Here is a 23,160-nt window from a genome sequence, read left to right on the forward strand (position 1 = left end):
GTGGCTCGACGGCGCTGCGGATCATTCTCATTGTTGTTTTTGCGGGCGCCGCCGCCAAAGTGACTCGCGGTGCGCTTGCCCGGCCTATTTCGCCCGCAACTCGACGGTCGATTGGAATCGAAGCTGGTATAAATCGGCCAGGAACGTCACGATCCCATACATCACAGGCGTTTTCTTATCGATGAAATATGTGGTTTCACGAATCAACGCCATGGAGTCCTTTTGCACACCAGCCAGCGAGGCATCATGCTCATTGAGCGCGGCCGCGCGGACGGCATTCATGGTTGTGATCTCATCGGCCTGGGTGCACAGCCTGAGAATCGCAAACACGTGGTCCTCCATCAACACCCTGGGCGTAATGAAATGCTTGAACCGCGTGGGCAGAAAGCGTTCTTCCAACCCCACCACCCGGCCTGCGACCGACCGCAAGCGCAGGAACCGATACAAGTGCTTGATCTCGCTTCCGAACACGGACCGCAAGGCTCGCGGGGCCGATACCTCGCCATGCTCCAGCAGACTGAATTCCACTGTCCGGCGAGCTGCGCGCATATCGTCTTCGAATATATGGCCAATGTCATGGACCATCCGGGGCTCGCAGATGAACGTCCCACGGCCGCGCTCTTTGCGAACCAGGCCCTGTGCCATGAGTTCGGAGATCGCCTGGCGCACCGTCGGCCGACTCACGCCGAACATGCGAATGCACTCGTTTTCCGACGGGAACAGGCGCCCGACCCCCTGCTCGCCAAGACTGGCAATATAGGCCGACAGGCGCGTTGCCAATTGCGCATACAAGGGCACCGGGCTGGATGGACTCAGCGGATCCGATTCAATGATTCTCTGGATATCCGCCAGACGCTGCTCCTCGCCGACGCGCAGGCCGCCAGCCTCCAGCACCTCCGTATCCTGATCGTTCAACGTCAGCCTCTCTTGTGTGTCATTGAGCCCTGACTGCCCAACAATAGAGTCAACTGGCTGAACACGCCATGGGCCCGCACGGTCGCGCTGTTCTCATCAATATTGATTTCTGCGCCCCCAAAGGCGGCTATTGTACCCCGCCACCAGGCCCCCAAGGGCCGAAGCCATGTTCAGGCAAGGCCCAACGGACGGCGCTCGGCCTGCGACGCGATTCCGCCGCGATAGAAAGTTCCGCGCGAATCCGCTGGCGCGCCGACCTTATAAATATCTCCTTGGGTCGGCAATGCAGCCTTCCAGGGCACTTGCCGCCGCCGTCGCGGGACTGCACAGCAGGATCTCGGCATTCTTGTTGCCCATCCGTCCCGGCATGTTGCGATTCGATGTGGACAGGCACCGCTCGCCATCGGCCAACACCCCTTGATGACCGCCGGCGCATACCGCGCAGCCGCTGGGCATCACGGTTGCGCCCGCGGCAATGATGGTGCCCATGTCGCCAGCCTGGGTGGCCTGCAGCATCACCTCGCGTGACGCGGGAACCACCAGCAGGCGGATCTTTGGATCAACCTGACGCCCGTGGAGGATTCGCGCGACGATCGCCAGATCATCGGCCCGCGCATTGGTGCAGGATCCGATGAAAACCTGATCGATCGGCTGCCCGGCCACCGCATCGACGGGTTCGCCCCGGTCTTCCATGCCCGGCAAGGTCACCATCGGCGGCACATCGCCCAAATCGATCGTCAGGACCCGAGAATAGTCCGCCCGGGGCCCGGGCTGCACCGCGTCCCAACCATAGCGGCCGCGATTACCGACATACGCCCGCGTGATCTCATCGGCCGGAAACACGGCGCCCTTGGCCCCCACCTCCGCCGACATATTGCACAGCGTGAACCGCTCTGAGATTGACAGCCGGGCGGCCGCGGGCCCGTGGAACTCCATGAACTCGTACAGCGCCCCCAGCACCCCGAGTTCGCGGATCAGATACAGCATCAGGTCTTTGGCATAGACCCCTGTGCCAAATTCACCCACCAGTTCGATCCGGATTGTCGTGGGCACCTTGAACCAGATGCGGCCGGTTGCCCATAAAAAGCCGATCTCCGTTTCCCCCGTCGCCAACGCCAGGGCACCGATGCCGCCCCCCGAACAGGTATGCGAATCATTGGCCACGCACAAGGCGCCAGGGAGAATCCAGCCCTGTTCGAGCATCACCTGGTGCGCGATGCCTGTGCCAGCCTCATAGAACCGGGCCAAGTCCATGTCGGCCGCGAAATCCCGTACCTTCTTGTGGTTATTGGCATCCTTCGCGTTATTCGCCGGAACGCCATGATCCAGGCAGATGCACACCCTCCCTGGATTGACGACGGCCCGGGCGCCCATTTCACGGAAAGCATCAATGGCGAAACTCGCATAATCGTGCGAATAGGAAAAATCGGGACGAACCTCGACGATCTGCCCGGCCCGGGCCGCAGTGCCGCTGCAGCGCGAAAGCACTTTCTCGACGAACGTCATGGTTTCTTGCGTCATGTCGAAACTCCCAGCAGAGTCCTGCCATACGGAATCAGGCCGCCGGCTGCGATAATCGCCAGGACTGCCGGCGCAATGGGCGGAAAGGGAAATACCGCGTCGCGGTGGCGGATCGTGGAATCATCCAGCGAGACCGCCACCGAATCGGCCTCCTGCACGCCCTGGGCGAGCAGGTCCGGGCACTCAATGGTCAGGATGCCATTATTCAGGCAGTTGCGGAAAAACATGCGCGCGAAGGGGCCGCCGATAATCGCCCGCACCCCTGCGGCCCTGAGTGCGCGCGCCGGGGATTCCCGTCCCGTCCCATAACCGAAGGCCGTGCCGACCACCAGGATCGGATGCGAGCGGACGCGCTCATTGACATCCGGACCGAGTTCGCCCAGTACGTTGGCAGCCATCTCCGCAGGCGGCAGAAAAGAGTGGCGGGCCGGCAAGATCACATCGGCGGATACGAAATCACCCAGTACCGCCACCTGCCCTTTGATCACGCTGTCCATGATGGCGTACCTAGCGATTGACGTTTTCGCCATAGAAGGCGGACGGCAGATTGGTGCGCGGCCAGGCGTCCCCGTCCTCGAACTGCGCCACCCCCACCGCATGGCGCGCCATCCCCGATTCCATCATGGCCATCGAAACGATTTCGGCCACCCCGCGATCGGTCACCCCGTTGTTCCGCAGCGCCTGGAAATCCTCGTCGACCAGGCCTTCGGTGAAAGCCATCTTGCGCGCAAAGCGCAGCACCGCCTTGGTTTTGGCATCGACCTTATCGGAATTCTCGAAATCCAGAATCTCGGCGACATCGTCCGCATCCATTCCAAAATGCTCGATCAGGTGGGTTTGATGATTATTGATGCAGCGCGGGCAATCGACTTCACTCGCGCAAATCAAGGAAATGGCATTGCGCAAAGTCTGCGGCAAGTCGCCATCCATCATCTGCAAGCGCTTGGTCAGCCCCCACCAATGACGCAGCAGGTCCACATCCAACGCAAAAAAGCCCCAGGTCGGCGTCAGATAGCGATCGCCTTTCACCCTTCGGATGTCCGCAAAGATCTCGGCAACTTCTCCGTGGGCCTGGTCCGGTTTCACGAGCGTGATCTTGTCCACTTTTCAGTCTCCTGTTTGCTACTGGCACTCACTGGCCACCCACTCTCGCAGGTGAGATTACACTCATCTTATGACACTAGACATCATGATGTCAACATGTCATAATAACTTTACATTTAGCTTATCACTCTCTTGTAGCACCAAATGAGGAGCCATTGATGAAAATCGGACGCTGCCTATGGAAAACCCAAATCCGGCTGGCAATGATCAACGAGGCTCAAGGGACCGCCACATTCCTAGCGCCCAGCCTGACCCAAGGGGCCAACCCCCTGTTGGATCTGATGACTGCGGGCAACACCACGGGCCTGCCTACGACAGACGTCGCTGCGCTAGACGAGGTCCAGTTTCTGGCCCCGTTTTCTCAACTGCAGCGCAACGTATTTGCCGTCGGCAAAAACTACCGGGACCACGCCGCCGAGTTCGACCGCAGCGGCTTCAACGCGACCACGGGCGCCGCCGCCATCCCGGAATACCCGCAGTTCTTTTCCAAGGCGACGACCACGCTCTCCGGCCCCCATGACCCGATCCGCTTCGACCCCAGCCACACGCAATCCGTCGACTATGAAGGCGAAATCGGCGTGGTGATCAGCAAGACCTGCCGCCAGGTGAGCCCGCACGACGCCATGGATCATGTCTTTGGCTATGTCCTGCTCAACGACGTCACTGCGCGCGACCTGCAAAAGCGCCACGTGCAGTGGCACCTGGGCAAATCGCTCGATACCTTTTGCCCTCTTGGCCCCTGGATTGCGACACGGGACGAAATCCAGCCACAAGACTGCCTGCTGCGCACCTGGGTCAACGAAGAGCAGCGCCAGGCCGCACAGTTTTCCGATCTGATCTTCGATGTGCCAACCCTGATTTCAACCCTTTCGCAAGCGCTGACCTTGCTTCCGGGGGATATCATCGCGACGGGGACTCCCGTGGGCGTGGGCATCGGTTTTTCGCCACCCCGCTTCCTGCGGGACGGCGATGTCGTCAGGATCGCCGCCACGGGACTGGGTGAACTGTGCAACCCGGTGGTCGCGCGGGAGGCCGGGAAATGAGTGCCTCCTCCCTCCCCCCGCTGCATATCCTGAGTGCCGGGGCCGCCAAAGGCCTGGTCGGCCAGATGAAAGACACGTTCAGGCGCCTGCATGCGTACGAGATCTCGGGAGATTTCGGCGCAGTCGGCCTGATGCGCGAGCACTTCATGGGCGGCGCGCCCTGCGACCTGATCATTCTCAGTCAGAAACTCATTGACGAACTCGCGGCGGACGGTCTGCTCCTGGCTGACAGCATCCGCCCCCTGGGCGTTGTCCGAACCGGGATTGCCCACCGGGCGGGCGACCCCGCCCCCCTGGCTACCGATGCGCAGACCCTTGCCCAGACGCTGAGAACGGCGCCGGAAATCTATTTCCCCGATCCGAAGAAAGCCACCGCGGGCATCCACTTCGCCAAAGTCCTGGCTGAATTGGGACTTGATGAATCCCTCGCACCACGCCTGCGACCCTTTCCCAACGGCGCCACAGCCATGCGGGAACTCGCCACTCACGGAGCACAAGGCGCCATCGGCTGCACGCAGGTCACCGAGATCCTGTATACCCCAGGCGTGTCCCTGGCCGGCACGCTGCCCGCCCGTTTCGAACTGGCTACGGTCTATGCCGCGGCCATCCCAGCACGGGCAGGCAACGCGGCAATCGCATCGAACCTCATCGCGCTGCTCACCAGCCCCGATGCCGCGCAACAGCGGCGCCAAGGGGGCTTCGAGCCCGCTTGACAACATCCCCATCCAGCCCTTCTTTGTCCCAGAGGAAAAACATGTCGATCACTCGAGGCAACCCGCCAGGCTTCAAAAATGTGCGAGCGAGCGTCTATAACCATTATGTGCGCGTCGATAACCCCAAGAGCCTGATCTTCGTATCCGGCCAGCTTGCGCGCAGCAGCGACGGCCACCAGGTCGGTGGCAACAGCATGCTGGAGCAGACCCGGCAATGCTTGCGCAACCTGGAGCTCAGCTTGCATGCGGCAGGCGCCACCATGGCGGACGTCGTGTGGACGACGATCTACACCGTGGATATCCGCGAATTCAAGGAGATCGTGGCGGCGCGCGAGGAGTTCAGCCACGCGGGCTGTCTCCCGACCAGCACCATGGTCGAAATCAGCCACCTGAGCGAACCGGGGCTGCTGGTGGAAATCCAGGCCATCGCCGCCATCTGACGGCACGCCGCGGTGCGCGCGCCCTTTGACGCGCACCGCAACGCCGCGGCGGCTCATGCGGTACGGCATCAAGGCCCCCGCCCCAGGGGGCAGCATCGCTATTTTTCTCGTATCATGCTGTCCATGCCTGCTGCCCGCCCAGCCAACGGAACAAAGCGCATCACGATATGGCAGGTCTTTTTCTGCCTGACCGCGATCGTGTTTCTGTTGCGTGCGCTGATCGCTCCCGACACCCTGGCAGGGCACGAAGCCCACGCCACACGATCGTCGCCGACCTTCTATGATGAAAAGAGCACGGTGGCATCTGGCGGGGCGTCAATCGATCTGGCAGGCCTGACAGATCGCTCTCGACACTCATCCCAGGATCACCCCGACAGCCAGATCTGTCCATTTTGTGCGGTGGCTGCACAAGCGGCGCTCCCATTACAACCCGCCTTATCGGTGGTGGCCGCTACACCGGGTTATCTGGTCTTTTTTGTCAGTAAAACCCCCACTCCCCGGTACAGCCCGCCGCTGGGCTCGCCGGTCGGCGCCCGCGCTCCCCCCCTGCGCCTCGCCTGATCCGCACGAGCGGCCACTCATCGCGTAGCCACCCTGCCGATTTGGCGGCGGGATTCACGTGCCGCCGTTTCTCATGGCCAAGGGCGCTAGCGTTTGCGGGCGCAAGAACACCTGTTCCACAATTGGATGACCCAAAAATTCTATGGAAACCATCAACCAGTCGCTCTTTCTGTGGCTCAACGCGCCAGGACACCCAGACCCCCTCATCCGTTCCCTCGCTCTCTTCCTGGCGCAGGATCTTATCTGGGCAGTACCGGCCCTGATCGGAATGATCTGGCTCTACGGCGGAACCCACACGCGCCAGATCCTGCTGGTGGCAACGGCCAGTGCGGCGCTAGGGCTCCTCACCAATCAACTCATCGGCCTTTTCTGGTGGCATCCACGCCCCTTCGTGATTCCTTGTCAAGTGCGAAGTAAATGTGAGCCACCCAGCGGCGGTTTACGCGACCGAATTCTGAGCCACTGCCTTGCCTGGTTTCCCCAGGAATCCTGCCCTTTTTTGCTTCCTTAGCCGGTAGCTGTCCCCCTTGATTTGCACGATGTGCGCGTGATGCAGGATGCGGTCGAGCATGGCCGCGGTGAGCGTCGGGTTCTCGCCAAAGGTGTCATCCCACTGCGCAAAGGGGAGATTGCTGGTCAGGATCATCGAGCCGCCCCGTTCATAGCGCTTGGAGACGATATGGAAGAAGTGGCTGGCTTGGTCGCCGGTAAAGGGCAGATACCCGATCTCGTCGATGATCAGCAACCGAGGCCCGAGCACCCGGTGGCGCATGACCGAGTCGTACCGGTCCTGCCGCTGTGCGGCAGCCAGCTGCAGCATCAGGTCGGCGGCGGTCACGAAGTGGGTCTTGATCCCCGCCTGCGTAGCCAGGTAGCCCAGGGCGATAGCCAAGTGGCTCTTGCCGACGCCGGACGGACCAAGGAATACGGCGTTCTCCCCACGTTCGATGAATCGCAGCGTGGTCAGTTCCTCGATCAGGTTCTTGGGTGTGCCAGTTGCGAACTCAAAGTCGTACTGCTCCAGCGTCTTGATGACCGGGAAGGAAGCCATGCGGGCCAGCGTCTGCCGACTGCGCACCAGGCGCGCGTCCCGCTCGTGGGCCAGGGCCTGCTCCAGGAATTCCAGGAAGCTCCAGTCCTGTTCGGCGGCCCGGCCGGCGATGGCTTCAAACCGCTGTGCCAGTCCATCCAGCTTGAGCTGGCGGCAGTAGGCCTCGATGCGTTCCGCTTGCAGGTTCATGCGCCCACCTCCGTCAGAATCTGCTGGTAGACCGAGAGCGGATGCTGCAACGAGTGGATCTACTCACGGATGGGTCGCACTGCTGGCCAGCTTGGCTGGAACTTCGGCACATGCTTGGGCAATGGCTGCAGCAGTACCTTCTCAACGTTCTCGTACAGGGCGTGGGGGGCATGTCCGGTGTGCGGATGCGCCCGACGGTTGCCGACATCACGCAGCCATTTGCCAACTTCCGCATTGGCGGTGGCGGCATCAACGACCAACCCGCTAGCCCGCATCCGGCTGTCCAGCGGCACGTAGAAGTTACCGCGCAGGTAGCGGTGGAAGCATTCCACCTTACCCTTGGTCCGCGCGCGATACGGCCGGCACAGGCGCGGCATGAAACCGTACAGTTTTGCCATGTCCAGAAAATCGTCGTTCCAGCGATGCTGGCCTTGGCCATAGCCGTCGCGCTTGATCACGATACTCTTGGCGTTGTCGTACAGGATTTCCTTCGGCACACCGCCCAGCACGTCAAACAGAGCATGGTGGCAGGCAACCAGCGTAGCCGCAGTCTCGTCGAATGTGAAGCGTACCCAACGCCAGCGGCTATACCCGAGGGTGGCTGTGAACGCATAGAGAGGGTCGCGTCCGCGCCGAAACACGACGAAGTCGCACTGCATCTGTTGGCCGGGCGCGGTCTCGAAACGCACGACAGGGTCATCCTTGGGAGCCGGTTTGCGGGACCGCATGAAGTCCTGCAACTGCCGGATCTGGCCGGGGTAACCCTGCGAACGCAGCTCCCGCAACATGGCCGGGGCCGGTATCCAGTCTGGCCGGGCTTGGGCAATGCGCCGCTCGATATAGGCCTTGAACGGCTCCAGCTTGGTTGGCCGCGGTTCGCGCATCTTGTACTTCGGCGCCTCGGGAGCGTCCAAATAGCGCGCCACCGTGTTCCGTGAAATACCCAGCTTACGGGCTATTTGACGCTCCGAGAGGCCCTGGGCCTTGAGCACATGAATTTCCATCCACTCTTCCTTGTGTAGCACTCGGATCTCGCGCAAAAGATCCGACTTTACGAAAAAGTGGCTCAGATTTACTTCGCGCGAAGTGGCTCATTTTTACTCCGCGCGTAACACCAGCATGTTGACTGCGTTCATCAGCCCATTGATGGTGGACTGCGCCTGATCCCAGATATAGGCCGCTGGCGCAGCCGTATTCTGGAGCTGGTTTTCGTACTGCTGAAGCTGGGTCTGGTATTGCTCAATCTGCTTGAGCGTCTGCGCCACCGACTCGATGGCCGTCATGACGTTTTGCGTCAGGTTGCCGCCGTCGATGACGGGCATGCCGGCGTGCGTGGATGTGATAATGCTGCCAGCCAGGACGGCGGCAAGCGCGGTTTTAGCCGCTAAAAAACGGACACGTTTCATGGCCGAGTACCTCTCGATGTGATGAGTTAGCTATTGCGGCTAATCTGCCCCACGTGTTTCTGTGGGGTTGGGCCATCACGTGGCAGTTCGCCAAAATCTGCCAAGGTACCCGCCCTTGCGACACCGTCACGCCGGGCTTACGTTTTTATTGAGGGGCGGTGTGTGTCGTGCGAGCCTGCACGATTACTGCTTTACTCTTGATCTTCCCAAGGATTAATGACTTTCACGCCGGCAGCCAGGAACGGGCTTACATCTCTCGTAGCCACGCTGAAACCGCTATCCAGAGCAATCGCCGCGATGACGGCATCAGCCGCCTCGATGCCGCTGCCGGACTTGCGGGCGGCTGCCAGCACATCGGCATAGGCGCGTGTGCAAGCCATATCAAACGACAGCACTCGGCCCACAAATACCGGCAACACCTGGTGTTCGATGCTGTCACTGAGCACTGTCCGGCGCTTACCTGCGGGCATCAGGGCAACACCAGCCCGCAGTTCAGCCACGGTCATGGATGCCAGATAAAGCGTTTCCAGCGGCTGACGATTCAACCAGTCAATCACCGTTTCATCGGGTACGGCTCGAAACTGCTCCGATAAAACGTTTGTATCCAGCAGAATCATTCAAAACTCGCTGCGCGGGCTGGTGAATGGTCACGCTCAAAAACCGCCATTTCTTCGTCGGTCAATTTCACCTTGCGTCCGATGTCTGCCAGCAGGTCGCCCAGCTTTACCCGGCCTTCCGGTTTCACAGCGGTAGCCAATATTTCGCACATCTCAGCTTGCAATGTACGGCCGTTCTGCGCCGCCCTAACCCGGATGGCACGATGCACCTCTTCCGGCACATTCCTGATCGTTACTGCTCTCATGTCTGCAACCTCCTATTGATTGCCGTGAAATCAATTATACAAAATGCATTCAAGTAGCTCAAGGACTACTGACTCCGCCCCTTGCGCTGGTTCAGCCTGTCTTTCTTTCGATGATGGCGTCCCTCCCCGACACAGCATCGCAGTTGGTGATCTGCACCTGACCCAGCCGATGATCCTTGGTTTGCTCGTCGGCGACGTAGTTCACCAGGACGGCAAAGTCGGACTTGCCCAGCGACGCAGAGGTACATCATTGGCGATCATCAGCCGGCCTCCGAATTTTCAGCGGCTTAAATTTCAAGGCTCGGCCCTTGGCCTCACCACGGCTTTCATGACGCGCCCCATTTCGTCCTGCGTGGCCTCGATCCTGCCCAGCAGCGCCAAGATGGTTGCATGGCCGAACCTGGCTGTGCGCTCGTCATCGGCAAGCCAGAGCTTCAGCAAGCCACCCAGGCGACCAAGGTCGCCATTGATCAAGCCGCGCAAACGCCTGGTGCGCCAGGCACCTGAACCGCTGACGGTGCCGACGGCCACGAATCATGTCTGGTCGATGGACTTCATGCACGATCAGTTGGCCGATGGGCGCAGCATCCGGCTGAACGGCTGCAGTGGCAGACCTTTGGCCTTGGCGCCTTCCGCCAGGAGCATCGTGATGCGATTCAGGGTCGCATTGGACATGCACTTCCGTGGATCGTAGCGAGAAGGGAAAACGAAGCTTGAACCCGCCGCGCAGGCGTGCAGCGTGACGAAGATGTCGAGCGCCTGAGTAGACAGGTAGACCACGTGTGGGTTGCGCCCCTTCATCCGCTGCTTCGGAATCGTCCAGGTCTTGCGCTCGAAATCGACTTCATCCCAGGTGGCCTGGATCAGTTCGCTCTTGCGCACCAGCGTCAGCAGGATCAGGCGCAGCGCCAGCTTGATGGTCGGGTACGTCGCCACGGACTCCAGCTGCTGCACCATCAGCCGGATTTCCAGCGGCGACAGGGCGCGATCCTTCGGGACAAAGGTGGCAATCGAGGACGCCCGCACGCTGTCGGCGGGGTTGTCCACCTTTTCACCGTGGGTGATGGCGTAGACATAGACCTGCTTCACGATGTCCCGAATCTGAACCGCCGTGGCTGGCGCCCCCCCGCTCCTTGAGCTTGTTGCACAAGGCCCGCAGGTCCTCGGGCTGGATTTCGGTCAGCAGGCGGTTCCGGAAGACCGGCAGGATGTCCCGGTCGATGATGTGCTTGCGCATGGCGCGGGTGCTGTCGGCCAACCTTGCATTGTCCAGCCATGTGTCCAACGCCGCCCCAAAGGTCTTGATGTCGGTCACCCGGCGTTTTGCACGCTGCTTTTCAAGCGCAGGCGATACGCCCTGCAGCACAGTCTTGCGCGCCTCCAGGAGCAGTTCACGCGCCATCGCGAGCGAGATACCGCCGGGGCCGTAGCGTCCGAGGGTCAGCGTCTCGCGGCGACCGTGCAGACGGTAGTCATAACGGAAGGTGACGGTACCGCTGGGCGATACCGTCACGTACATCCCATCCCGATCAGAAGCCTTATAAATCTTGGACTTAGGCTTCAGGTTGCGCAGTGCAGCGTCGGTGAGCATCGAGGTTTCCTCCGGCTTTTGACGGCTTTTACCGTCAGGTTTTACCGTCAGGGACCAGGAAACCTGTTGATGCCCGGAAAGCCGCATGACACCAGCATTCCAGAGGTGGCTTTTACCGTCAAAGACGGTAAAAGTCTGAATAGTCAACGAGCGGGTCTTAATTCGGCCTCGATTTTTACCGTCAGCGCTACCGCCAACTTGCTTTGCTGGCCGGCGATAGTCACCGATAGCTGCCATGACGTATTTATTTCTAAATCAACACGTTACGTCAGTTTTTCGATAGCTGTCGATAGTCCTCGAAGGACCTAAATTCATTCCAGATCATCTGTGTTGCTGACATTCACGCAGATAGTTGACTAACAGCGACATCATCTCGTTGGTAGACAGCTTGCCCGCCCGCCTCAGCGCAATCAGCAAATCCTGCACATGGCCTGACTGCACCTCGTCTCCCGAAAGGCAGGTCACTGTATTTGCCCAACTATCCATCGCGGTGGGGACATAAGTCACATTGCAGCGTCGGGCAAGATCTTCAATGAAATACGCTACGTCCGTGGTCGGGATAGCCGAAGCGAGATGAACTGGCGAGACTTCACTGAATTTAGTCATACACGGCGCGTCTCACATTACGTCGATGTATTGATGAATCCGAGCCACCAGCGCATCAAAATCTGGCTGACCCTGGTAATACAGCGCTTGCGTCTTGCGGTACTCCAACGCAAAGCGCTCACGTTGTGCAGCGTCAGCAAGGACAAAAGCCTGGTTTCGTGCAATCACCTGCTCATCACCGCTCCGAAAGCGCTGCGCCTTGCGCTCTTGGTAGGCCGGTTCCCGCATGAATGCCTGCACCTCCTCCAAACCCAGAAGGCAGTACACGTCATAGTAGTGCCGAAGGAAATTTCCCGGAAACGCCTCCGACTCACCCAAGCGACGGTACTTGGTGGAAATTGTCTGAAGCTTCTCGACGAAAGTGTGCGTCGGCGCATAGCAAGGTACCGCGACTGCACGGTTGTCGAACACGTCTACGCCGCGATCTCTGGCAACATCGAAAGCCCATGACGAGATCGTGACAGCTCGATTGGGCGCCGTGTCGTCAAACCCAAGCTCCAACAAAATTCCATCTTTGACGCCTACCAATGCCGATACGCGCGGCGTGTATATCAAGCGGATGCCGGCGCTGCGCATCTTGTCGTCGTCAAATTGCGTGTCGCGCTCAACGTTACCGATGCCTGGGATACGGATACGCGCCGCCAGTTCGTCGTAATACGTACGGCGCGAAAGGACGTGCGCTGGCTTGTCTTGATTGCGCCCCGTCTTCACATCCATGTCGGCGGGCGGCTCGATGCGAATGTCGATGTCTTCGGAAAAACGGTGGATAACGCCAAAGCCCTTCGAGAGCGACGTCCCTCCCTTTAGTTCGAACTGGAAGCCCTGTGCCTGCAAACCCCACAGGCAATGCATGATCCAGTAGTCCTTCTCGACCAACATAGGATCAAGCCCCCGTTCGTCAGCGACAAGAGCAAGCAACTGATCAAAGTCCTTCCGCGCGTGCAGGAAATCAGGCACTCATCCACTCCCGCAGGCGCTTGCGCGTCGCCACATTGCCAAAACTGTCTGCGGCCCGCTGCAGCCGGACTGAGTCGAACGAGGACAGCTTGCTGCGCGCTTGGCGCAAAACGGCATCACGATCCTCGGCCAACTCTTCAAGGTTGTTTAGCAGATCGACATACAGAAACTCGGGGGTCAGCTTCTTCGGGAAGCGCGGCTTCATTCGAAAATCGAACTGCCGGTTGCCAAGTTGGAAAACACCATGGCGCTTGTGGTTGTAGACCAGCGTGCGGTTATAGAGCTGAGTGGTACCAAGACCCACGGCGTTGTAGGCCGAGGGTGAAAACACCAAAAAGTCCTTGTCACGAAGAAAGCCCCCCACCACTTGGTCATCAGTTGGTGGCAGCGGGCCAAAGCTGGACTGCTTCGGCGCGTGGTAGAGGCCCTGAGCAAGTTTTTTCAGCTTTCCTGTGGCTACCAGCTCACGGAGATGCCTATCCACTGCGGTGGACAGACGTGCCAGGTCCTCGCGCCGATAGACACGACCGGCTTGCAACTCATCCGCAAGATGAGCTGCGGCCCCTCGAAGGGGCTCAACGGCAGATAGAGTAGCTGCAGGCACGTCTAATTTCTCATTGAAATTTCATGCATTTTATCGCATTCTGCCGACTACGTCAGCCCCAAAAAAGTGTCCAAAGGGTCACCGCCAATCTCTCGATGCGTCCTGTGGACGTACCCGCTGGAAGAGGTCTCTAGCGCATGACAATAATCATCGCTGGCTACGCCAAATCATATGGATTTACATATAATATGTTTTTTCATACCATATAGACATTCATCACAAGGCGACACCCATGCCTAACGCGGGCCGGCAGGAAAGAGATACCAAAGTTGGCCGAATCCTTCTCTGGGAGGGGCGGGTTAGCCGCGCTCGACTTATCTCCGAGTATGGGTTGAGCCCTATACGGGCCAGCGAGTGGCTGCGCGATTTCCGGGAGTCATACCCGGAGTGGGTAGCATGGGACAGCAAGCTTAAAGCAGATGTGGCCACCTCCATCGCGTATGCGGACGCCGAACAGGCGGCGAATACCTCGTGGCCGGGCGCTATCAGCGCCATGCTGGTCCCGTATGCGCTGAACGTCCCAGGCAAGCCGCTCTCCATCTCATGGGACTTCGCCCACATCTCGCCTCGCACCTTCTCCCGACTGAACTTGGCCATCGCAGATCGTCTCAGGGTGAGGTTCGTCTACTGCTCCATGAACAACCCGGAACCGCACGAGCGAACCGTCGAGCCGCACAGCCTGTTACGGGCAGGACGACGGTGGCACGTCCGCGGCTACTGTCTGCAGAGGCGAGCCTTCCGTGACTTCGTATTAGGGCGAATGAGCAAGGTCACACTGCTCACGGAGCCCAGCTTGGCAGACATCGCCGCCGATGCTGCCTGGTCCACAGTCCTCCAAGTCAGGATTACCGCTCACCCTGGCCTCAGCCCTGCGCAGCAACTGATCGTCAGAAACGAGTACTTCAACGGGGCATCAGCGCGCGTAGAAAGCTGTAGGGCTGCCCTCCTGAACTACATGGTGCAGGAGATCATGGCAGCCACGGACGTGAGTCGACAGGCTCCTCCCGACTATCAACTGGCGATTGAAAACACAGAGGAGTGCCGGCAATGGCTGTTCATGACTTAACAGACCAAATTCGCCAAGAGAAGGTGGCTGAACGCTATCCGCCGCTCTTCAAACGCCTGCCCGACCGCCTGTTCGCGCCGCTGGCTTCGGCCAATCGCTTCCAATATTGGTCACTGCTGTGTGTTCTGCACGCCAAACGCTTCGGCCCAGAGGCCCCGTTGCCGCCGAGTACCGGCTTCTTGATGCGCGAAATCACGGCCGACATAGCCGAAGAACTCCAGTACCAGGACTGGACTCCGGAAGGCGATGACGTGACGCCAGCCACACCGCTGGCAATCCGAGCCATCATGGTCTTCAATCGCTTGCGCGACGCGGGATGGATCCGCGTGGACCGAGTGGGCGTGCGCGAGATGGTGACGATGGCTCCCGCCGTCGCCCATTTCATGAACCGCCTCGTGGAGTTCGCTCACACCGGCCCGGAGTTCGTCTCCGGCAAGATCCGCAGCATCGAAGCCAACCTGAAGCTGCTTCTGGACGAGAGCACAGATGGTGCCTCGCTGCAGGAAGCAGCCCGCCAGTCGCGCGCCCTACTTGAACACGTCCGCATCGCCGGCACGAATGTGCGCGATCTAATGCTGGAGATCGGTCGCGTCGACGCCACCGGCGAGTTCGTGAGACGCTTCTTCGATGACTACGTCGAGCGCATGTTCATCGGTGACTACAAGGAATTGCGCACGCGCGAGCATCCCCTGGCCCGGCGTCAGGAGATCCTGCGCCTGGTGACCCATATCCAGCAGACGCAAGACCTGCGCGCTCGGTTAATCCAGTGGTACCTCGAGAAGCAAGCTGGCCGCGACCCTACCCGCGCTGAAGCCATGTTCGAGCGTGACGTCCAGAAGGTAGAGGATCTGCGCCGTATCGACGAATACCTGGACCGGCTGGACGACGAAATCCGGCGCGCCAACAAGCTGGCGTTGGCCTACCCAAAAGGGAATCGCTGAAGCAGCACGTGCGGTTGACGGTTACGACGCCGATTACGCATCGGACCAATGGGAAAGGCTATTGACACGCCAGGGTCTGTCTTTCAGTGAGATCGTCGCCGACTGCAAACACCGCAGCAACCGTGCTGAGACAGACTCCCGTCAGAAATGGTCCAGCGCCATGCAGAAGCTGTCGGCGTTCCTTGCCGCAGCATGAGCCGCCAAGACCAGTCCGAGATGGATCCGCTGGCCAGAAAGGCGTTGGAGCGACTACTGAAGTCTGCCGACAAGCACGAGGCTGGCGCCGCCGTGCGGCGGCCCTAGTGCCTTGCCTCGATGTGTTACTGGCAGGAAACATCGACGATGATGCACGCCCAGCTTCCGGCCGCCTGCCTCGTTCCTGGCCCCTGTCACCAGGGCTTCTGCCTCAACAACATGCATCGAGATCATCCGTCCTACTCTCGGTATCCCCTGTTCGGGCCTTCGCTGGCAGGTTCTCATCGGCTCACCACCTTCGCCACCAACTACTATGCCCTCTGCTGACTTCTGATCGGGCATCCCGCCGCCTCACGGCACCGGTAGCCGGTTATCCCGGCACCCAATCAGATCTCCCCGGGTATTGCGCACCCACTTTCACGCTTATGCCTGTCGGATCTACGTGGCAGCGTTCCGTACAAGTATTGGGCTTTGACGATTTTGGCCGCCTTACCCCGCTGCAACGCCTCATCCGCTTCCTGTACGTCAGGCCAGCGCTTTGCCCGCAGGCTTCCTTCAGACTCGCAGTCGCCCGCGAAACCCTTGCCTTAGGCTAACTCTTCCCCTTGTCGGGCGAGTAAGGGACTTGCACCCTCTAGTGAATGCGCCCTGCCGGGCGCACCAAAAAAATGGAGAGCCGCTAAAACAGGGGCTCTCCATCGTTCTGATGCCAGTTATCGCATCAGCCTGCCAGGCGGGAAATCACTCCCACTCGATCATCAACAGCTCACGCAAGTCCGCGTGGTTAAAGGGATTTGCTTTGATCGACATAGGCCGTTACCGTCGCTTTTACCGTCAGAAAAACAGGTCCTTTGCTGGCGCGGGTTTACGCGGCATCGGCTCATCATCAATCAGCGCTTAGGATACCGCAGCCAGTCGCGTAGCGAGCAAGTCGGCCTGCTCGGCAAACTTCTTCGCATCGGTCTTCTGCAACTGCGCCAGGTTGCGCAGCTTCCAGCGGATGCCAGGCAGATGTTCGAGGTGTGCGATGCCCAGCAGCGACCACTCCGGCGTGCCAGCGGCCAGCGACAGCAGGAAGCGCCGCTCGTCGTCGTCCAAGCCCTGCTGGATTTCGCGCACCATGCGCTCGCGGGCAGCAAGCAGCGCATCGAGCGGCACGGGCTCGGCCGTCATGCCTTGGAAGTTGTGCTCATAGTCATGCCGGATGTCCCGCAGGGGCGTGAATAGCACTTCATGGATCGGCCGATTGCTGCTGGCCAGGTAGACCACGAAGGCACGCCGGATGCCGGGCGTGATGCCCTCATGCGCAAAGAGCTGCATCACGTCGAACAGGTCACGTGGGTGCTGCCGATCCAGTGCCGCCACCAGCTTGCCGCCGTACACGTCCTCCAGCGACGCCACCGGGATCTCCAGATCAGCCAGCAAAGTGTCGCGGGCAATCGGCGTCAGCGAAGCGCGGCGCACCGGTTGCACCGTGCCGCGCATGACGAAGTTGACTTCGACCTTGACCTGAATCGAGCCGCGACGCACCAGCAACTTCGTCTCCCCTGCTGCTGCCGCTGGTGCGTGCGTCTGGAATCCCCGCTTCTTTAACCGCTCGGCGGCCTGCCGAACGGCCTCGTTGATACGCGCCAACGCCTCGTCACGCGGCAGCGTGTGATCGGGAAAGACCAGATCGAGATCGACCGACAGACGCGGCATGTCGCGCACAAACAGATTGATCGCCGTGCCGCCCTTCAGCGCAAAGGTGTCATCCGCGAACACCAGCGGCGCTACCTGCGTCAGCAGGCGCGCGGTATCGAGATAGGTCTGGTTCATGGCTTGAGCACCAGCAGGCCGTCGGACGACCGGGACACCCAGGGCCGGTCGCTACCCGTCGGAAGCGTGGCCGGATCGAGCTTGGCCGCCCAAGGCAGTGACGCCTCGCGGCCGAGTTGCAGGCACAGCCGCACGGTCTTGACGCTTGTGCAGTGCTGCAACAGTTCGCGCAGCACATCGGCGCGCAGGCCGTAGGCGCTCTCGACGAGTTCGCGGGCTTCCTGCAAGGGCTGGCGCACGCCAACCTCGCTCAACAGTTCCAGCAACGCGCGCTCCGGCGCCGACACCTGCGGCGCCCCGCTGCGCTTCTCGAACGGGCCGACGTGCAGCAAGGCGTCCGGCTGCTCATCGAACAGCCGCTTGCGGTGGTACTCGGCCGGGAAGCGTTCGGTGAACCATTGCGGCAAGCGCGCTGCCTTCCAGCCATACAGGTGCAGCACCGGCTGCTGCGACACGTACTGCCGCACACCGTACCAGTCCAGCGCCGACTTGCCGCCGACGTGCAACCCCTCGAATTGGCGCTGCAACAGCAGCAGGCTGGGATGGAGCGCCGGGACGTCGTTCGGACGGCAGAACACTCCCCGCGCCAGGCGCGTGAGCCACCCTGCCCGGACGTAGTGAACGGCCAGGTCGGCAGAGATGCCCAACGCCGCCAAGTCCTCAGAGGTCAGCGGCGTTCCCGGTGCCAGCCGGGTGTAGAGCGCGTTTAGCTTGCTTGAATTAGTCGTAGCCATGCTACGGTTTTTACAACTTTTCCAAGCGATAGTCAATTTAATATGGCGCACCCAGTCGTAGTTTGAATACGATGATGGCAACATATCCAAAATCTCATCCATTCGGCGCAGCGGCGCGGAAAGACGGTTACTTGTCGTCTCCCCTGCCCCGCTTGAATCCCCGATCCGCCGCCATGAACGCCTCCAGCATGTGCGGGATCAGCGTCATGGCATCGACCGTCTCACCATACGCCTGCGCGTGCAGCGCAGCGTAGCGGTCAAGGTCGGCTTTCAGGCTGGCCGGGCAGGCGAAGGTCAGCTTGATGCTCTCGGTCTTGGGCAGCGGCCCGAGCCGCAGCTTCTTGGTCATGCTCATTGCATCGCCCCCCGCTGGAAGAACATCGGCTGGTAAGGCCGCAACACCAAATCGCGGTTGACGATGATCCGCACCGGCAGGCCCGGCCGCTCGGTCAGCGTCGGCTGGATGTTCATGTTGCGCCGGGTCATCTCCTGGCCGACTTGATTGATGCTGTCCTGCGTGCTGTCGCGCCCAGCGATCACGATGCGGTTGCCATCCTGCCGGTTCTCCGGCGCGGCCAGCTCGGCACCCACGCCCAGCAGCGTGGTCAGCGCCGCACCCGCAAAGATGCGCCCCCAATGCCAATCGACGCCATCCTCCAGGCCGGAATAGCCGGCCGGATCGGTGCCAGCCAGGTTGTCGAGCTTCAGCGAAGACGTGTCCGGCAGGATGACCCGGTTCCACACCACCTGCACGCGGCTCTGCCCATAACTGACCTGGCTGTTGTAGCGCCCAAGGATGCGCGATCCCTGCGGGATCAGCAGGAACTTGCCCGTGGCCGTGTCATAGACCGGCTCCGTCACCGTGGCGATCACGTCGCCCGGAAGATCGGACTTGATGCCCGTCACCAGCGCCCCGGCGATCACCGTTCCGGCCATCACCTGGTACGGCGAGGACGGCATTTGCAGATTGCCGGAATTGCGGGTTTCCGTAGAACCGTCCTTCAGGAAGGCCTCTTTCTGGTCTTGCCGGTTCTGCACAGCGGTGGGGTCGGCGGGCTGGGCCGCCGTCGAGGCCGGGCCAGCCGCCAGCGGATCGAATCCCGCCAAGCCCGATGTCGGGCCGGTCGCAGCGACTTGCGCCGTGGCTGGCGCAGCGGCCTTGCCCTGGTTGCCGGAGCGAAAGAACACCGACGAAGCCGCCGCCGCATCGGCCTCCTTGCGCAGCGCGTCGGCCGGGTCGTGGCCCGGTGGCGCATAGGTGGGCGTCACCGGTTGCTGCGAATGCACGATGGCCGGCCCCAGATCGCCCGGCAGCGGCGGCCCCAACTCGGGCACCTTCGGCGGCAGCTTCGAGTAGTCGGCCGGCAGGCCATCCAGCCCTTCGGACTTCGAGACGCGATCCACGTTGTACAGCTCGGTCTGCTCGCCCGCGCCGCGCCGGTGCGGCTGCAACGACCAGATCGTGGCCCCGAGCACGGCGACCGACAGGCCGCCCGTGAGGATGGCCAAGGTGCGCCGATTCAGGCGCGTGACCGGGCGCGGTTGTGCGCGCAGCACCACCGCCTCGGGCGCGACCTTGCCCGCCTGCGGTGCAAGATCAGGGGAATCGTCCTGGCTCATGGTCAGTTCCTCCGCGTGCCACCCGAGACACCATCTGTGCGCTCGATCCGCACCACGTCGCCCTTGTCACCGCCCAGGCGCAGCTCGGCCGCGCCGAACAGGCGATCCACGATGTAGTACGGCGGGCGGAAGCGGTAGTTCACCAACTGCCCGTCACCCTGGGCACCGATCACGAACAGCGGCGGCAGCTCGCCCTGGGCGATGCCCGGCGGAAACTGGATGTAGACCTTCTCGCCATCGTCGAAAGCGCGCAGCGGCTTCCACGGCGGGTTGCTGCCACTGACCGCATAGCGGAAGCGGATCTTCTCCAGCGATAGCCCGGCATCGACCGGTGCGGCGGCGCTGGCCGCCTGTGCCTGGCGCTGCAAAGCCAGCATCTTGTCCTTGGGATATTCCCAGGAGGCCGACGCCATCCACGTCTTCTCGGTCGATGTCAGCTCCAGCAGGTAGGTACGCCGACTCGTGGTGATGACTAAATTGGTCTTGAGGCCCGAACGGATGGGCTTGACCATCACATTGACGCGCAGCGCATCGCCGCTGCCGCTCGATGTATCCCCGACGATCCAGCGCACGGTGTCGCCGGCGGCCACCGTCACCAGTTCCTCGCTCGGCTGGAGAGCGATCACGGTCACGCGGCCCACGGCCGCATAGACCTGGTACAGCGCACCATCGGTGAAAGGCCACACCTGAATCGCGTTGACGTAGCCTTCGCGCGTGGGCGCAATGCGCGCTTCGGCATTGGCGCGGGACACGCGCACGGTTTCATCGGCAGGTTCCGCGGCGGGCTTGGCATCCGGGATGGGTTTCATCTGCGCCGGCATCGGCAGCACCTGCGGCACGGCCACCACTTCCACCGGCTTCGGCGCCTCGGGCAGCGGCTGGGCTTGCACCGGCTCATCAAGCGAGATGGACGGCGGCGGCTTGCCCTGCGTGGCGCAGCCCGAGAACAGTACGGTCGAAGCCAACAGCATCACCAGCAAGGCGGATTTACGGAAAAGTGCATTCATGGCTTGGCTCCTTCGTTCGCTTCCAGTTCGCGGCTCCACGACAGGCCGTTGACGTAGATGCCCAAGGGGTTCTTGCGCAGGCGCTGCTCGGTGCGCGGAGCTTGCAGCACCGTGGAAATCACCGCGTTCCAGCGTTCGGTGCGATCCAATGCGCCGTTGACGAAGCGCGTCTCCGTCCAGCGCACGTTGAACGACGTGTCGCTGGCGCGAGTCACGCTGCTGATCTGCACCGTCACCGATTCCTTGCCGATGCGCGCGAACGGATCGTTCACACGGGCGTACTCGTTGAGCACCACGGCGCCTTTGTCGGTCGTGTAGTCGTAGGCATCGAGCCAGTTCTGTCGCACCACGATGGGGTCAATGGACAGCGAGCGCACCAGGCCGATGAAGCGGCCGAGGTGATAGGCAATCTGCGCATCGCTGGGCCGGTACGGCGTGGCGGCTTCGCCGACGGCGCGCACTTGGCCCGCGTTGTCCACCTCGATGACGTAGGGCGTGACGATGGACTGCGCCGAGCGCCACACCAGGCCGCCCGCCATCAGCACCGCCAGCGTGAGACAGCCGAAGGCCATGAAACGCCAGTTCTTCGCCTGCACGCGGGCCGAGCCGATGCGCTCGTCCCAGACCTGCGCGGCGGATTGGTATGGGGTGGCAGGTTGCGGCGTGTCGGCGTAGCGCACCTGTGGTCGTTTGAATCGCATGGGGTTCTCCTTGAAGATCAGGAATCGGAATCGCGCAGGCTCGGGCCTTGGCTAGAGCTGCCGCCGTCGCCACCGCGCAGCGTGTGGGCGGCGGTCGTCGCTGCATGGGTGAGCTGCTGCCTGCGATGCAGGCGCTTGGCCCAGGCGGGTTGCGCGGTGGATGGGGTTGGCTCGTTCGCAGTCTGTGCGGCACTGGCTCCCGACGCCGATCCGGCGTCGCCCGGCCGGAAGGCGGCGGCGACACGCTCCTTCATCGAGCGCGCCCCATCGGCCACCTTCTGCCCGGCCGCCTGCGCGCCGGTCTTGGCGACATTGCCCACGCCGGCGGCAGCGCCCTTGAGGCCTCCGCCGGCGGATGCAGAGCCAGCCTGGAACGCCGACCGTGCGCTACTGGCCGTCGAAGCGGCGGCACGCGCTCCGCTGCCGGCCAGCTTGGCGGCTGCGGGCGCCATACGCGCACCGGCAGCGACTGCGCCGCCGACACCCGTGGCCGCAGCGCCCACCGCAACGGCCGCGCCGGCTGCACCCAGCGCGGCACCGGCCATCGCGCCCGCGCCGAGCTGCGGCCCACCGGACACCAGCCCGGTTGCAATGCCCGGCCCGAAGATGCCCAAGGCCAGCAGCGTCAGCGAGGCCAGCATCACGACCACGGAGTGGTCGATGGATGGCTCGGCCGGCTGTACCTGAAACTCGGCGAACAGTCCCGAGCCGATGCCCACGATCACCGCCAGCACCAGCACCTTGATGCCCGAAGACACCACGTTACCCAGCACCTTCTCCGCGAGGAATGCGGTCTTGTTCCAGAGTGCGAACGGCACCAGCACGAAGCCCGCGAGCGTGGTCAGCTTGAACTCGATCAGCGTGATGAAAAGCTGGATCGCCAGCACGAAGAAGCACAGGAGGACGATCAGCCACGCCAGGAACATCACGACGATGGGCGTGATGTTCACGAACACCTCAGCGTCTGCCCGTCGTCGAGCCAGTCAATTTCCGGCATCACGCCGTCGAGCAGGTCAAAGACGCGATCCGTTTCCGCGACGAACGCTTGCAGCCGCTCGCGCCAGTCCACGCCATTCGTCGGCGTGTTCTCGTAGAGCATCTTGGCTGCACGGGCGCGGGATTCTTCCGGCGGCAGGTAAAGCAGCGTCAGGTGATAGCCGCTCTCAAAGTGATTGCCAGATTCCTCGAAGGTCGCGCGGCGTTCCTCGTCCACCAGCCAGGACAGCGGCTCGGGAAACTCCGAGTGTGGATAGTCGGCAGCGGGACGGCGCTCGGCTTCAATGAACAGCGCCCAGCCCGAACCCATGCGGCGCAGCGCGTTGTTCAAGCGTGCCGACGTAGCGATCAACTCACCCTGCGTCGCGCTGTCGAGGTCAGGCCCGCGAAACCGGGCCGTGCGCTGGAAACTGCCATCCTTGTTCAAGACGACGCCCGGTGCGACCAGCCCGGCCCAGGGCAGCCAGTCGGCAAGCAAGGCTGGGCGCTGGCGATATTCGGCGAGGTTCAGCATCGCGG

General features: G+C 61.7%; 23 protein-coding genes and 6 pseudogenes. 7 read left to right on the plus strand and 22 right to left on the minus strand.

Going from position 1 to position 23,160, the window contains the following annotated elements:
• Positions 1-84: 84 nt before the first annotated feature.
• The 4 genes from ABS761_RS07060 to ABS761_RS07075 form a co-directional block, all read right to left on the minus strand.
• Positions 85-915: a GntR family transcriptional regulator gene (locus tag ABS761_RS07060; RefSeq protein ID WP_350407458.1), complete on the minus strand. Its 831-nt coding sequence runs from the start codon at positions 913-915 to the stop codon at positions 85-87.
• Between the two features lie 258 nt (positions 916-1,173).
• Entirely contained in the window at positions 1,174-2,436 is a 1,263-nt protein-coding gene (locus ABS761_RS07065; RefSeq protein WP_350407459.1) for a 3-isopropylmalate dehydratase large subunit, read from the minus strand.
• The gene (locus ABS761_RS07070) at positions 2,433-2,933 is read right to left on the minus strand and encodes a 3-isopropylmalate dehydratase small subunit (RefSeq protein ID WP_350407460.1); all 501 of its coding nucleotides are present in this window, start codon (positions 2,931-2,933) and stop codon (positions 2,433-2,435) included. The genes ABS761_RS07065 and ABS761_RS07070 overlap by 4 nt, the downstream gene beginning before the upstream one ends.
• Before the next feature lie 10 nt (positions 2,934-2,943).
• The gene (locus ABS761_RS07075; protein ID WP_350407461.1) at positions 2,944-3,540 is read right to left on the minus strand and encodes a carboxymuconolactone decarboxylase family protein; all 597 of its coding nucleotides are present in this window, start codon (positions 3,538-3,540) and stop codon (positions 2,944-2,946) included.
• Positions 3,541-3,698: 158 nt separating this feature from the next.
• Between ABS761_RS07075 and ABS761_RS07080 the strand changes: the two genes are divergently transcribed.
• The 4 genes from ABS761_RS07080 (at position 3,699) to ABS761_RS07095 (ending at position 6,297) form a co-directional block, all read left to right on the plus strand.
• The gene (locus ABS761_RS07080) at positions 3,699-4,583 is read left to right on the plus strand and encodes a fumarylacetoacetate hydrolase family protein (protein WP_350407462.1); all 885 of its coding nucleotides are present in this window, start codon (positions 3,699-3,701) and stop codon (positions 4,581-4,583) included.
• The gene (locus ABS761_RS07085) at positions 4,580-5,296 is read left to right on the plus strand and encodes a molybdate ABC transporter substrate-binding protein (RefSeq protein WP_350407463.1); all 717 of its coding nucleotides are present in this window, start codon (positions 4,580-4,582) and stop codon (positions 5,294-5,296) included. The genes ABS761_RS07080 and ABS761_RS07085 overlap by 4 nt, the downstream gene beginning before the upstream one ends.
• A 41-nt stretch (positions 5,297-5,337) precedes the next feature.
• Positions 5,338-5,736, plus strand: coding sequence for a RidA family protein (locus ABS761_RS07090; protein WP_350407464.1), 399 nt, complete (start codon positions 5,338-5,340; stop codon positions 5,734-5,736).
• Between the two features lie 114 nt (positions 5,737-5,850).
• Positions 5,851-6,297 carry a hypothetical protein gene (locus ABS761_RS07095; protein WP_350407465.1) on the plus strand — a complete coding sequence of 149 codons (447 nt, stop codon included), beginning with the start codon at positions 5,851-5,853 and terminating at the stop codon, positions 6,295-6,297.
• Positions 6,298-6,736: 439 nt separating this feature from the next.
• On the opposite strand, the gene istB is transcribed toward ABS761_RS07095, so the two are convergent.
• The 6 genes and pseudogenes from istB to ABS761_RS07125 all read right to left on the minus strand — a co-directional run.
• Positions 6,737-7,537: an IS21-like element helper ATPase IstB gene (gene istB, locus ABS761_RS07100; RefSeq protein ID WP_350407466.1), complete on the minus strand. Its 801-nt coding sequence runs from the start codon at positions 7,535-7,537 to the stop codon at positions 6,737-6,739.
• Positions 7,534-8,562, minus strand: a pseudogene (istA, locus tag ABS761_RS07105) (IS21 family transposase). Before istA ends, istB begins: the two are co-directional and overlap by 4 nt.
• Before the next feature lie 72 nt (positions 8,563-8,634).
• Complete coding sequence (locus ABS761_RS07110; RefSeq protein ID WP_502881395.1) at positions 8,635-8,943, minus strand: TrbJ/VirB5 family protein; 309 nt, start codon at positions 8,941-8,943, stop codon at positions 8,635-8,637.
• 191 nt (positions 8,944-9,134) lie between these two features.
• Positions 9,135-9,560, minus strand: coding sequence for a type II toxin-antitoxin system VapC family toxin (locus ABS761_RS07115; RefSeq protein ID WP_350407467.1), 426 nt, complete (start codon positions 9,558-9,560; stop codon positions 9,135-9,137).
• Complete coding sequence (locus ABS761_RS07120) at positions 9,557-9,805, minus strand: FitA-like ribbon-helix-helix domain-containing protein (protein WP_350407468.1); 249 nt, start codon at positions 9,803-9,805, stop codon at positions 9,557-9,559. The genes ABS761_RS07115 and ABS761_RS07120 overlap by 4 nt, the downstream gene beginning before the upstream one ends.
• Before the next feature lie 294 nt (positions 9,806-10,099).
• Positions 10,100-10,276 (minus strand): annotated as a pseudogene (locus ABS761_RS07125) (conjugal transfer protein TraJ); the annotation flags it as partial.
• Between ABS761_RS07125 and ABS761_RS07130 the strand changes: the two are divergent.
• Positions 10,275-10,400 (plus strand): annotated as a pseudogene (locus ABS761_RS07130) (IS3 family transposase); the annotation flags it as partial. The pseudogenes ABS761_RS07125 and ABS761_RS07130 overlap by 2 nt on opposite strands.
• Here the strand turns inward: ABS761_RS07130 and ABS761_RS07135 are convergent.
• From ABS761_RS07135 to ABS761_RS07150, 4 genes and pseudogenes are all read right to left on the minus strand, one after another.
• Positions 10,397-11,396, minus strand: a pseudogene (locus ABS761_RS07135) (tyrosine-type recombinase/integrase); the annotation flags it as partial. The pseudogenes ABS761_RS07130 and ABS761_RS07135 overlap by 4 nt on opposite strands.
• A gap of 321 nt (positions 11,397-11,717) precedes the next feature.
• Positions 11,718-12,002, minus strand: coding sequence for a hypothetical protein (locus ABS761_RS07140; RefSeq protein ID WP_156173867.1), 285 nt, complete (start codon positions 12,000-12,002; stop codon positions 11,718-11,720).
• Positions 12,003-12,014: 12 nt separating this feature from the next.
• Positions 12,015-12,959, minus strand: coding sequence for a nucleotidyl transferase AbiEii/AbiGii toxin family protein (locus tag ABS761_RS07145; protein ID WP_059412797.1), 945 nt, complete (start codon positions 12,957-12,959; stop codon positions 12,015-12,017).
• Entirely contained in the window at positions 12,952-13,563 is a 612-nt protein-coding gene (locus ABS761_RS07150) for a hypothetical protein (RefSeq protein ID WP_050449712.1), read from the minus strand. Before ABS761_RS07150 ends, ABS761_RS07145 begins: the two co-directional genes overlap by 8 nt.
• 232 nt (positions 13,564-13,795) lie before the next feature.
• Between ABS761_RS07150 and ABS761_RS07155 the strand changes: the two genes are divergently transcribed.
• Together ABS761_RS07155 and ABS761_RS07160 are read left to right on the plus strand one after the other, a co-directional pair.
• Entirely contained in the window at positions 13,796-14,629 is an 834-nt protein-coding gene (locus ABS761_RS07155; protein ID WP_050449711.1) for a WYL domain-containing protein, read from the plus strand.
• Positions 14,611-15,570, plus strand: a complete 960-nt coding sequence (locus tag ABS761_RS07160; RefSeq protein WP_350407469.1) for a Wadjet anti-phage system protein JetA family protein — start codon at positions 14,611-14,613, stop codon at positions 15,568-15,570. The genes ABS761_RS07155 and ABS761_RS07160 overlap by 19 nt, the downstream gene beginning before the upstream one ends.
• A 1,092-nt stretch (positions 15,571-16,662) precedes the next feature.
• Here ABS761_RS07160 and ABS761_RS07165 read toward each other — a convergent pair.
• From ABS761_RS07165 to ABS761_RS07200, 8 genes and pseudogenes are all read right to left on the minus strand, one after another.
• Positions 16,663-17,583: a nucleotidyl transferase AbiEii/AbiGii toxin family protein gene (locus tag ABS761_RS07165; RefSeq protein WP_054666124.1), complete on the minus strand. Its 921-nt coding sequence runs from the start codon at positions 17,581-17,583 to the stop codon at positions 16,663-16,665.
• Positions 17,580-18,317, minus strand: a complete 738-nt coding sequence (locus ABS761_RS07170; RefSeq protein ID WP_054666126.1) for a type IV toxin-antitoxin system AbiEi family antitoxin — start codon at positions 18,315-18,317, stop codon at positions 17,580-17,582. The genes ABS761_RS07165 and ABS761_RS07170 overlap by 4 nt, the downstream gene beginning before the upstream one ends.
• Before the next feature lie 127 nt (positions 18,318-18,444).
• On the minus strand, positions 18,445-18,672 hold the full coding sequence (locus tag ABS761_RS07175; protein WP_054666128.1) for a DUF2274 domain-containing protein: 228 nt from the start codon (positions 18,670-18,672) through the stop codon (positions 18,445-18,447).
• On the minus strand, positions 18,669-19,937 hold the full coding sequence (locus ABS761_RS07180; RefSeq protein WP_350407470.1) for a TraB/TrbI/VirB10 family type IV secretion system protein: 1,269 nt from the start codon (positions 19,935-19,937) through the stop codon (positions 18,669-18,671). The genes ABS761_RS07175 and ABS761_RS07180 overlap by 4 nt, the downstream gene beginning before the upstream one ends.
• 2 nt (positions 19,938-19,939) lie before the next feature.
• Complete coding sequence (gene trbG, locus ABS761_RS07185) at positions 19,940-20,944, minus strand: P-type conjugative transfer protein TrbG (protein ID WP_350407471.1); 1,005 nt, start codon at positions 20,942-20,944, stop codon at positions 19,940-19,942.
• The gene (gene trbF / locus ABS761_RS07190; RefSeq protein WP_054666135.1) at positions 20,941-21,645 is read right to left on the minus strand and encodes a conjugal transfer protein TrbF; all 705 of its coding nucleotides are present in this window, start codon (positions 21,643-21,645) and stop codon (positions 20,941-20,943) included. Before trbF ends, trbG begins: the two co-directional genes overlap by 4 nt.
• A gap of 17 nt (positions 21,646-21,662) precedes the next feature.
• Positions 21,663-22,604: pseudogene (locus tag ABS761_RS07195) on the minus strand (type IV secretion system protein); the annotation flags it as partial.
• Positions 22,604-23,155: pseudogene (locus ABS761_RS07200) on the minus strand (conjugal transfer protein TrbE); the annotation flags it as partial. The pseudogenes ABS761_RS07195 and ABS761_RS07200, both read right to left, overlap by 1 nt.
• Positions 23,156-23,160 lie beyond the last annotated feature (5 nt).

The sequence above is a fragment of the Castellaniella sp. GW247-6E4 genome, from assembly GCF_040276065.1.
Lineage (GTDB): Bacteria > Pseudomonadota > Gammaproteobacteria > Burkholderiales > Burkholderiaceae_B > Castellaniella.

What these genes read in the sequence shown, in the direction of transcription:
- ABS761_RS07085 (WP_350407463.1), top strand. Translation starts at nt 4,580, where the DNA reads ATGAGTGCCTCCTCCCTCCCCCCGCTGCATATCCTGAGTGCCGGGGCC.
- ABS761_RS07160 (WP_350407469.1), top strand. Translation starts at nt 14,611, where the DNA reads ATGGCTGTTCATGACTTAACAGACCAAATTCGCCAAGAGAAGGTGGCT.
- trbF (WP_054666135.1), bottom strand. Translation starts at nt 21,645, where the DNA reads ATGCGATTCAAACGACCACAGGTGCGCTACGCCGACACGCCGCAACCT.
- ABS761_RS07120 (WP_350407468.1), bottom strand. Translation starts at nt 9,805, where the DNA reads ATGAGAGCAGTAACGATCAGGAATGTGCCGGAAGAGGTGCATCGTGCC.
- ABS761_RS07095 (WP_350407465.1), top strand. Translation starts at nt 5,851, where the DNA reads ATGCTGTCCATGCCTGCTGCCCGCCCAGCCAACGGAACAAAGCGCATC.
- ABS761_RS07140 (WP_156173867.1), bottom strand. Translation starts at nt 12,002, where the DNA reads ATGACTAAATTCAGTGAAGTCTCGCCAGTTCATCTCGCTTCGGCTATC.
- ABS761_RS07175 (WP_054666128.1), bottom strand. Translation starts at nt 18,672, where the DNA reads ATGAGCATGACCAAGAAGCTGCGGCTCGGGCCGCTGCCCAAGACCGAG.
- trbG (WP_350407471.1), bottom strand. Translation starts at nt 20,944, where the DNA reads ATGAATGCACTTTTCCGTAAATCCGCCTTGCTGGTGATGCTGTTGGCT.
- ABS761_RS07155 (WP_050449711.1), top strand. Translation starts at nt 13,796, where the DNA reads ATGCCTAACGCGGGCCGGCAGGAAAGAGATACCAAAGTTGGCCGAATC.
- ABS761_RS07110 (WP_502881395.1), bottom strand. Translation starts at nt 8,943, where the DNA reads ATGAAACGTGTCCGTTTTTTAGCGGCTAAAACCGCGCTTGCCGCCGTC.
- ABS761_RS07170 (WP_054666126.1), bottom strand. Translation starts at nt 18,317, where the DNA reads ATGGCTACGACTAATTCAAGCAAGCTAAACGCGCTCTACACCCGGCTG.
- ABS761_RS07180 (WP_350407470.1), bottom strand. Translation starts at nt 19,937, where the DNA reads ATGAGCCAGGACGATTCCCCTGATCTTGCACCGCAGGCGGGCAAGGTC.
- ABS761_RS07065 (WP_350407459.1), bottom strand. Translation starts at nt 2,436, where the DNA reads ATGACGCAAGAAACCATGACGTTCGTCGAGAAAGTGCTTTCGCGCTGC.
- ABS761_RS07165 (WP_054666124.1), bottom strand. Translation starts at nt 17,583, where the DNA reads ATGAACCAGACCTATCTCGATACCGCGCGCCTGCTGACGCAGGTAGCG.
- istB (WP_350407466.1), bottom strand. Translation starts at nt 7,537, where the DNA reads ATGAACCTGCAAGCGGAACGCATCGAGGCCTACTGCCGCCAGCTCAAG.
- ABS761_RS07080 (WP_350407462.1), top strand. Translation starts at nt 3,699, where the DNA reads ATGAAAATCGGACGCTGCCTATGGAAAACCCAAATCCGGCTGGCAATG.
- ABS761_RS07115 (WP_350407467.1), bottom strand. Translation starts at nt 9,560, where the DNA reads ATGATTCTGCTGGATACAAACGTTTTATCGGAGCAGTTTCGAGCCGTA.
- ABS761_RS07070 (WP_350407460.1), bottom strand. Translation starts at nt 2,933, where the DNA reads ATGGACAGCGTGATCAAAGGGCAGGTGGCGGTACTGGGTGATTTCGTA.
- ABS761_RS07090 (WP_350407464.1), top strand. Translation starts at nt 5,338, where the DNA reads ATGTCGATCACTCGAGGCAACCCGCCAGGCTTCAAAAATGTGCGAGCG.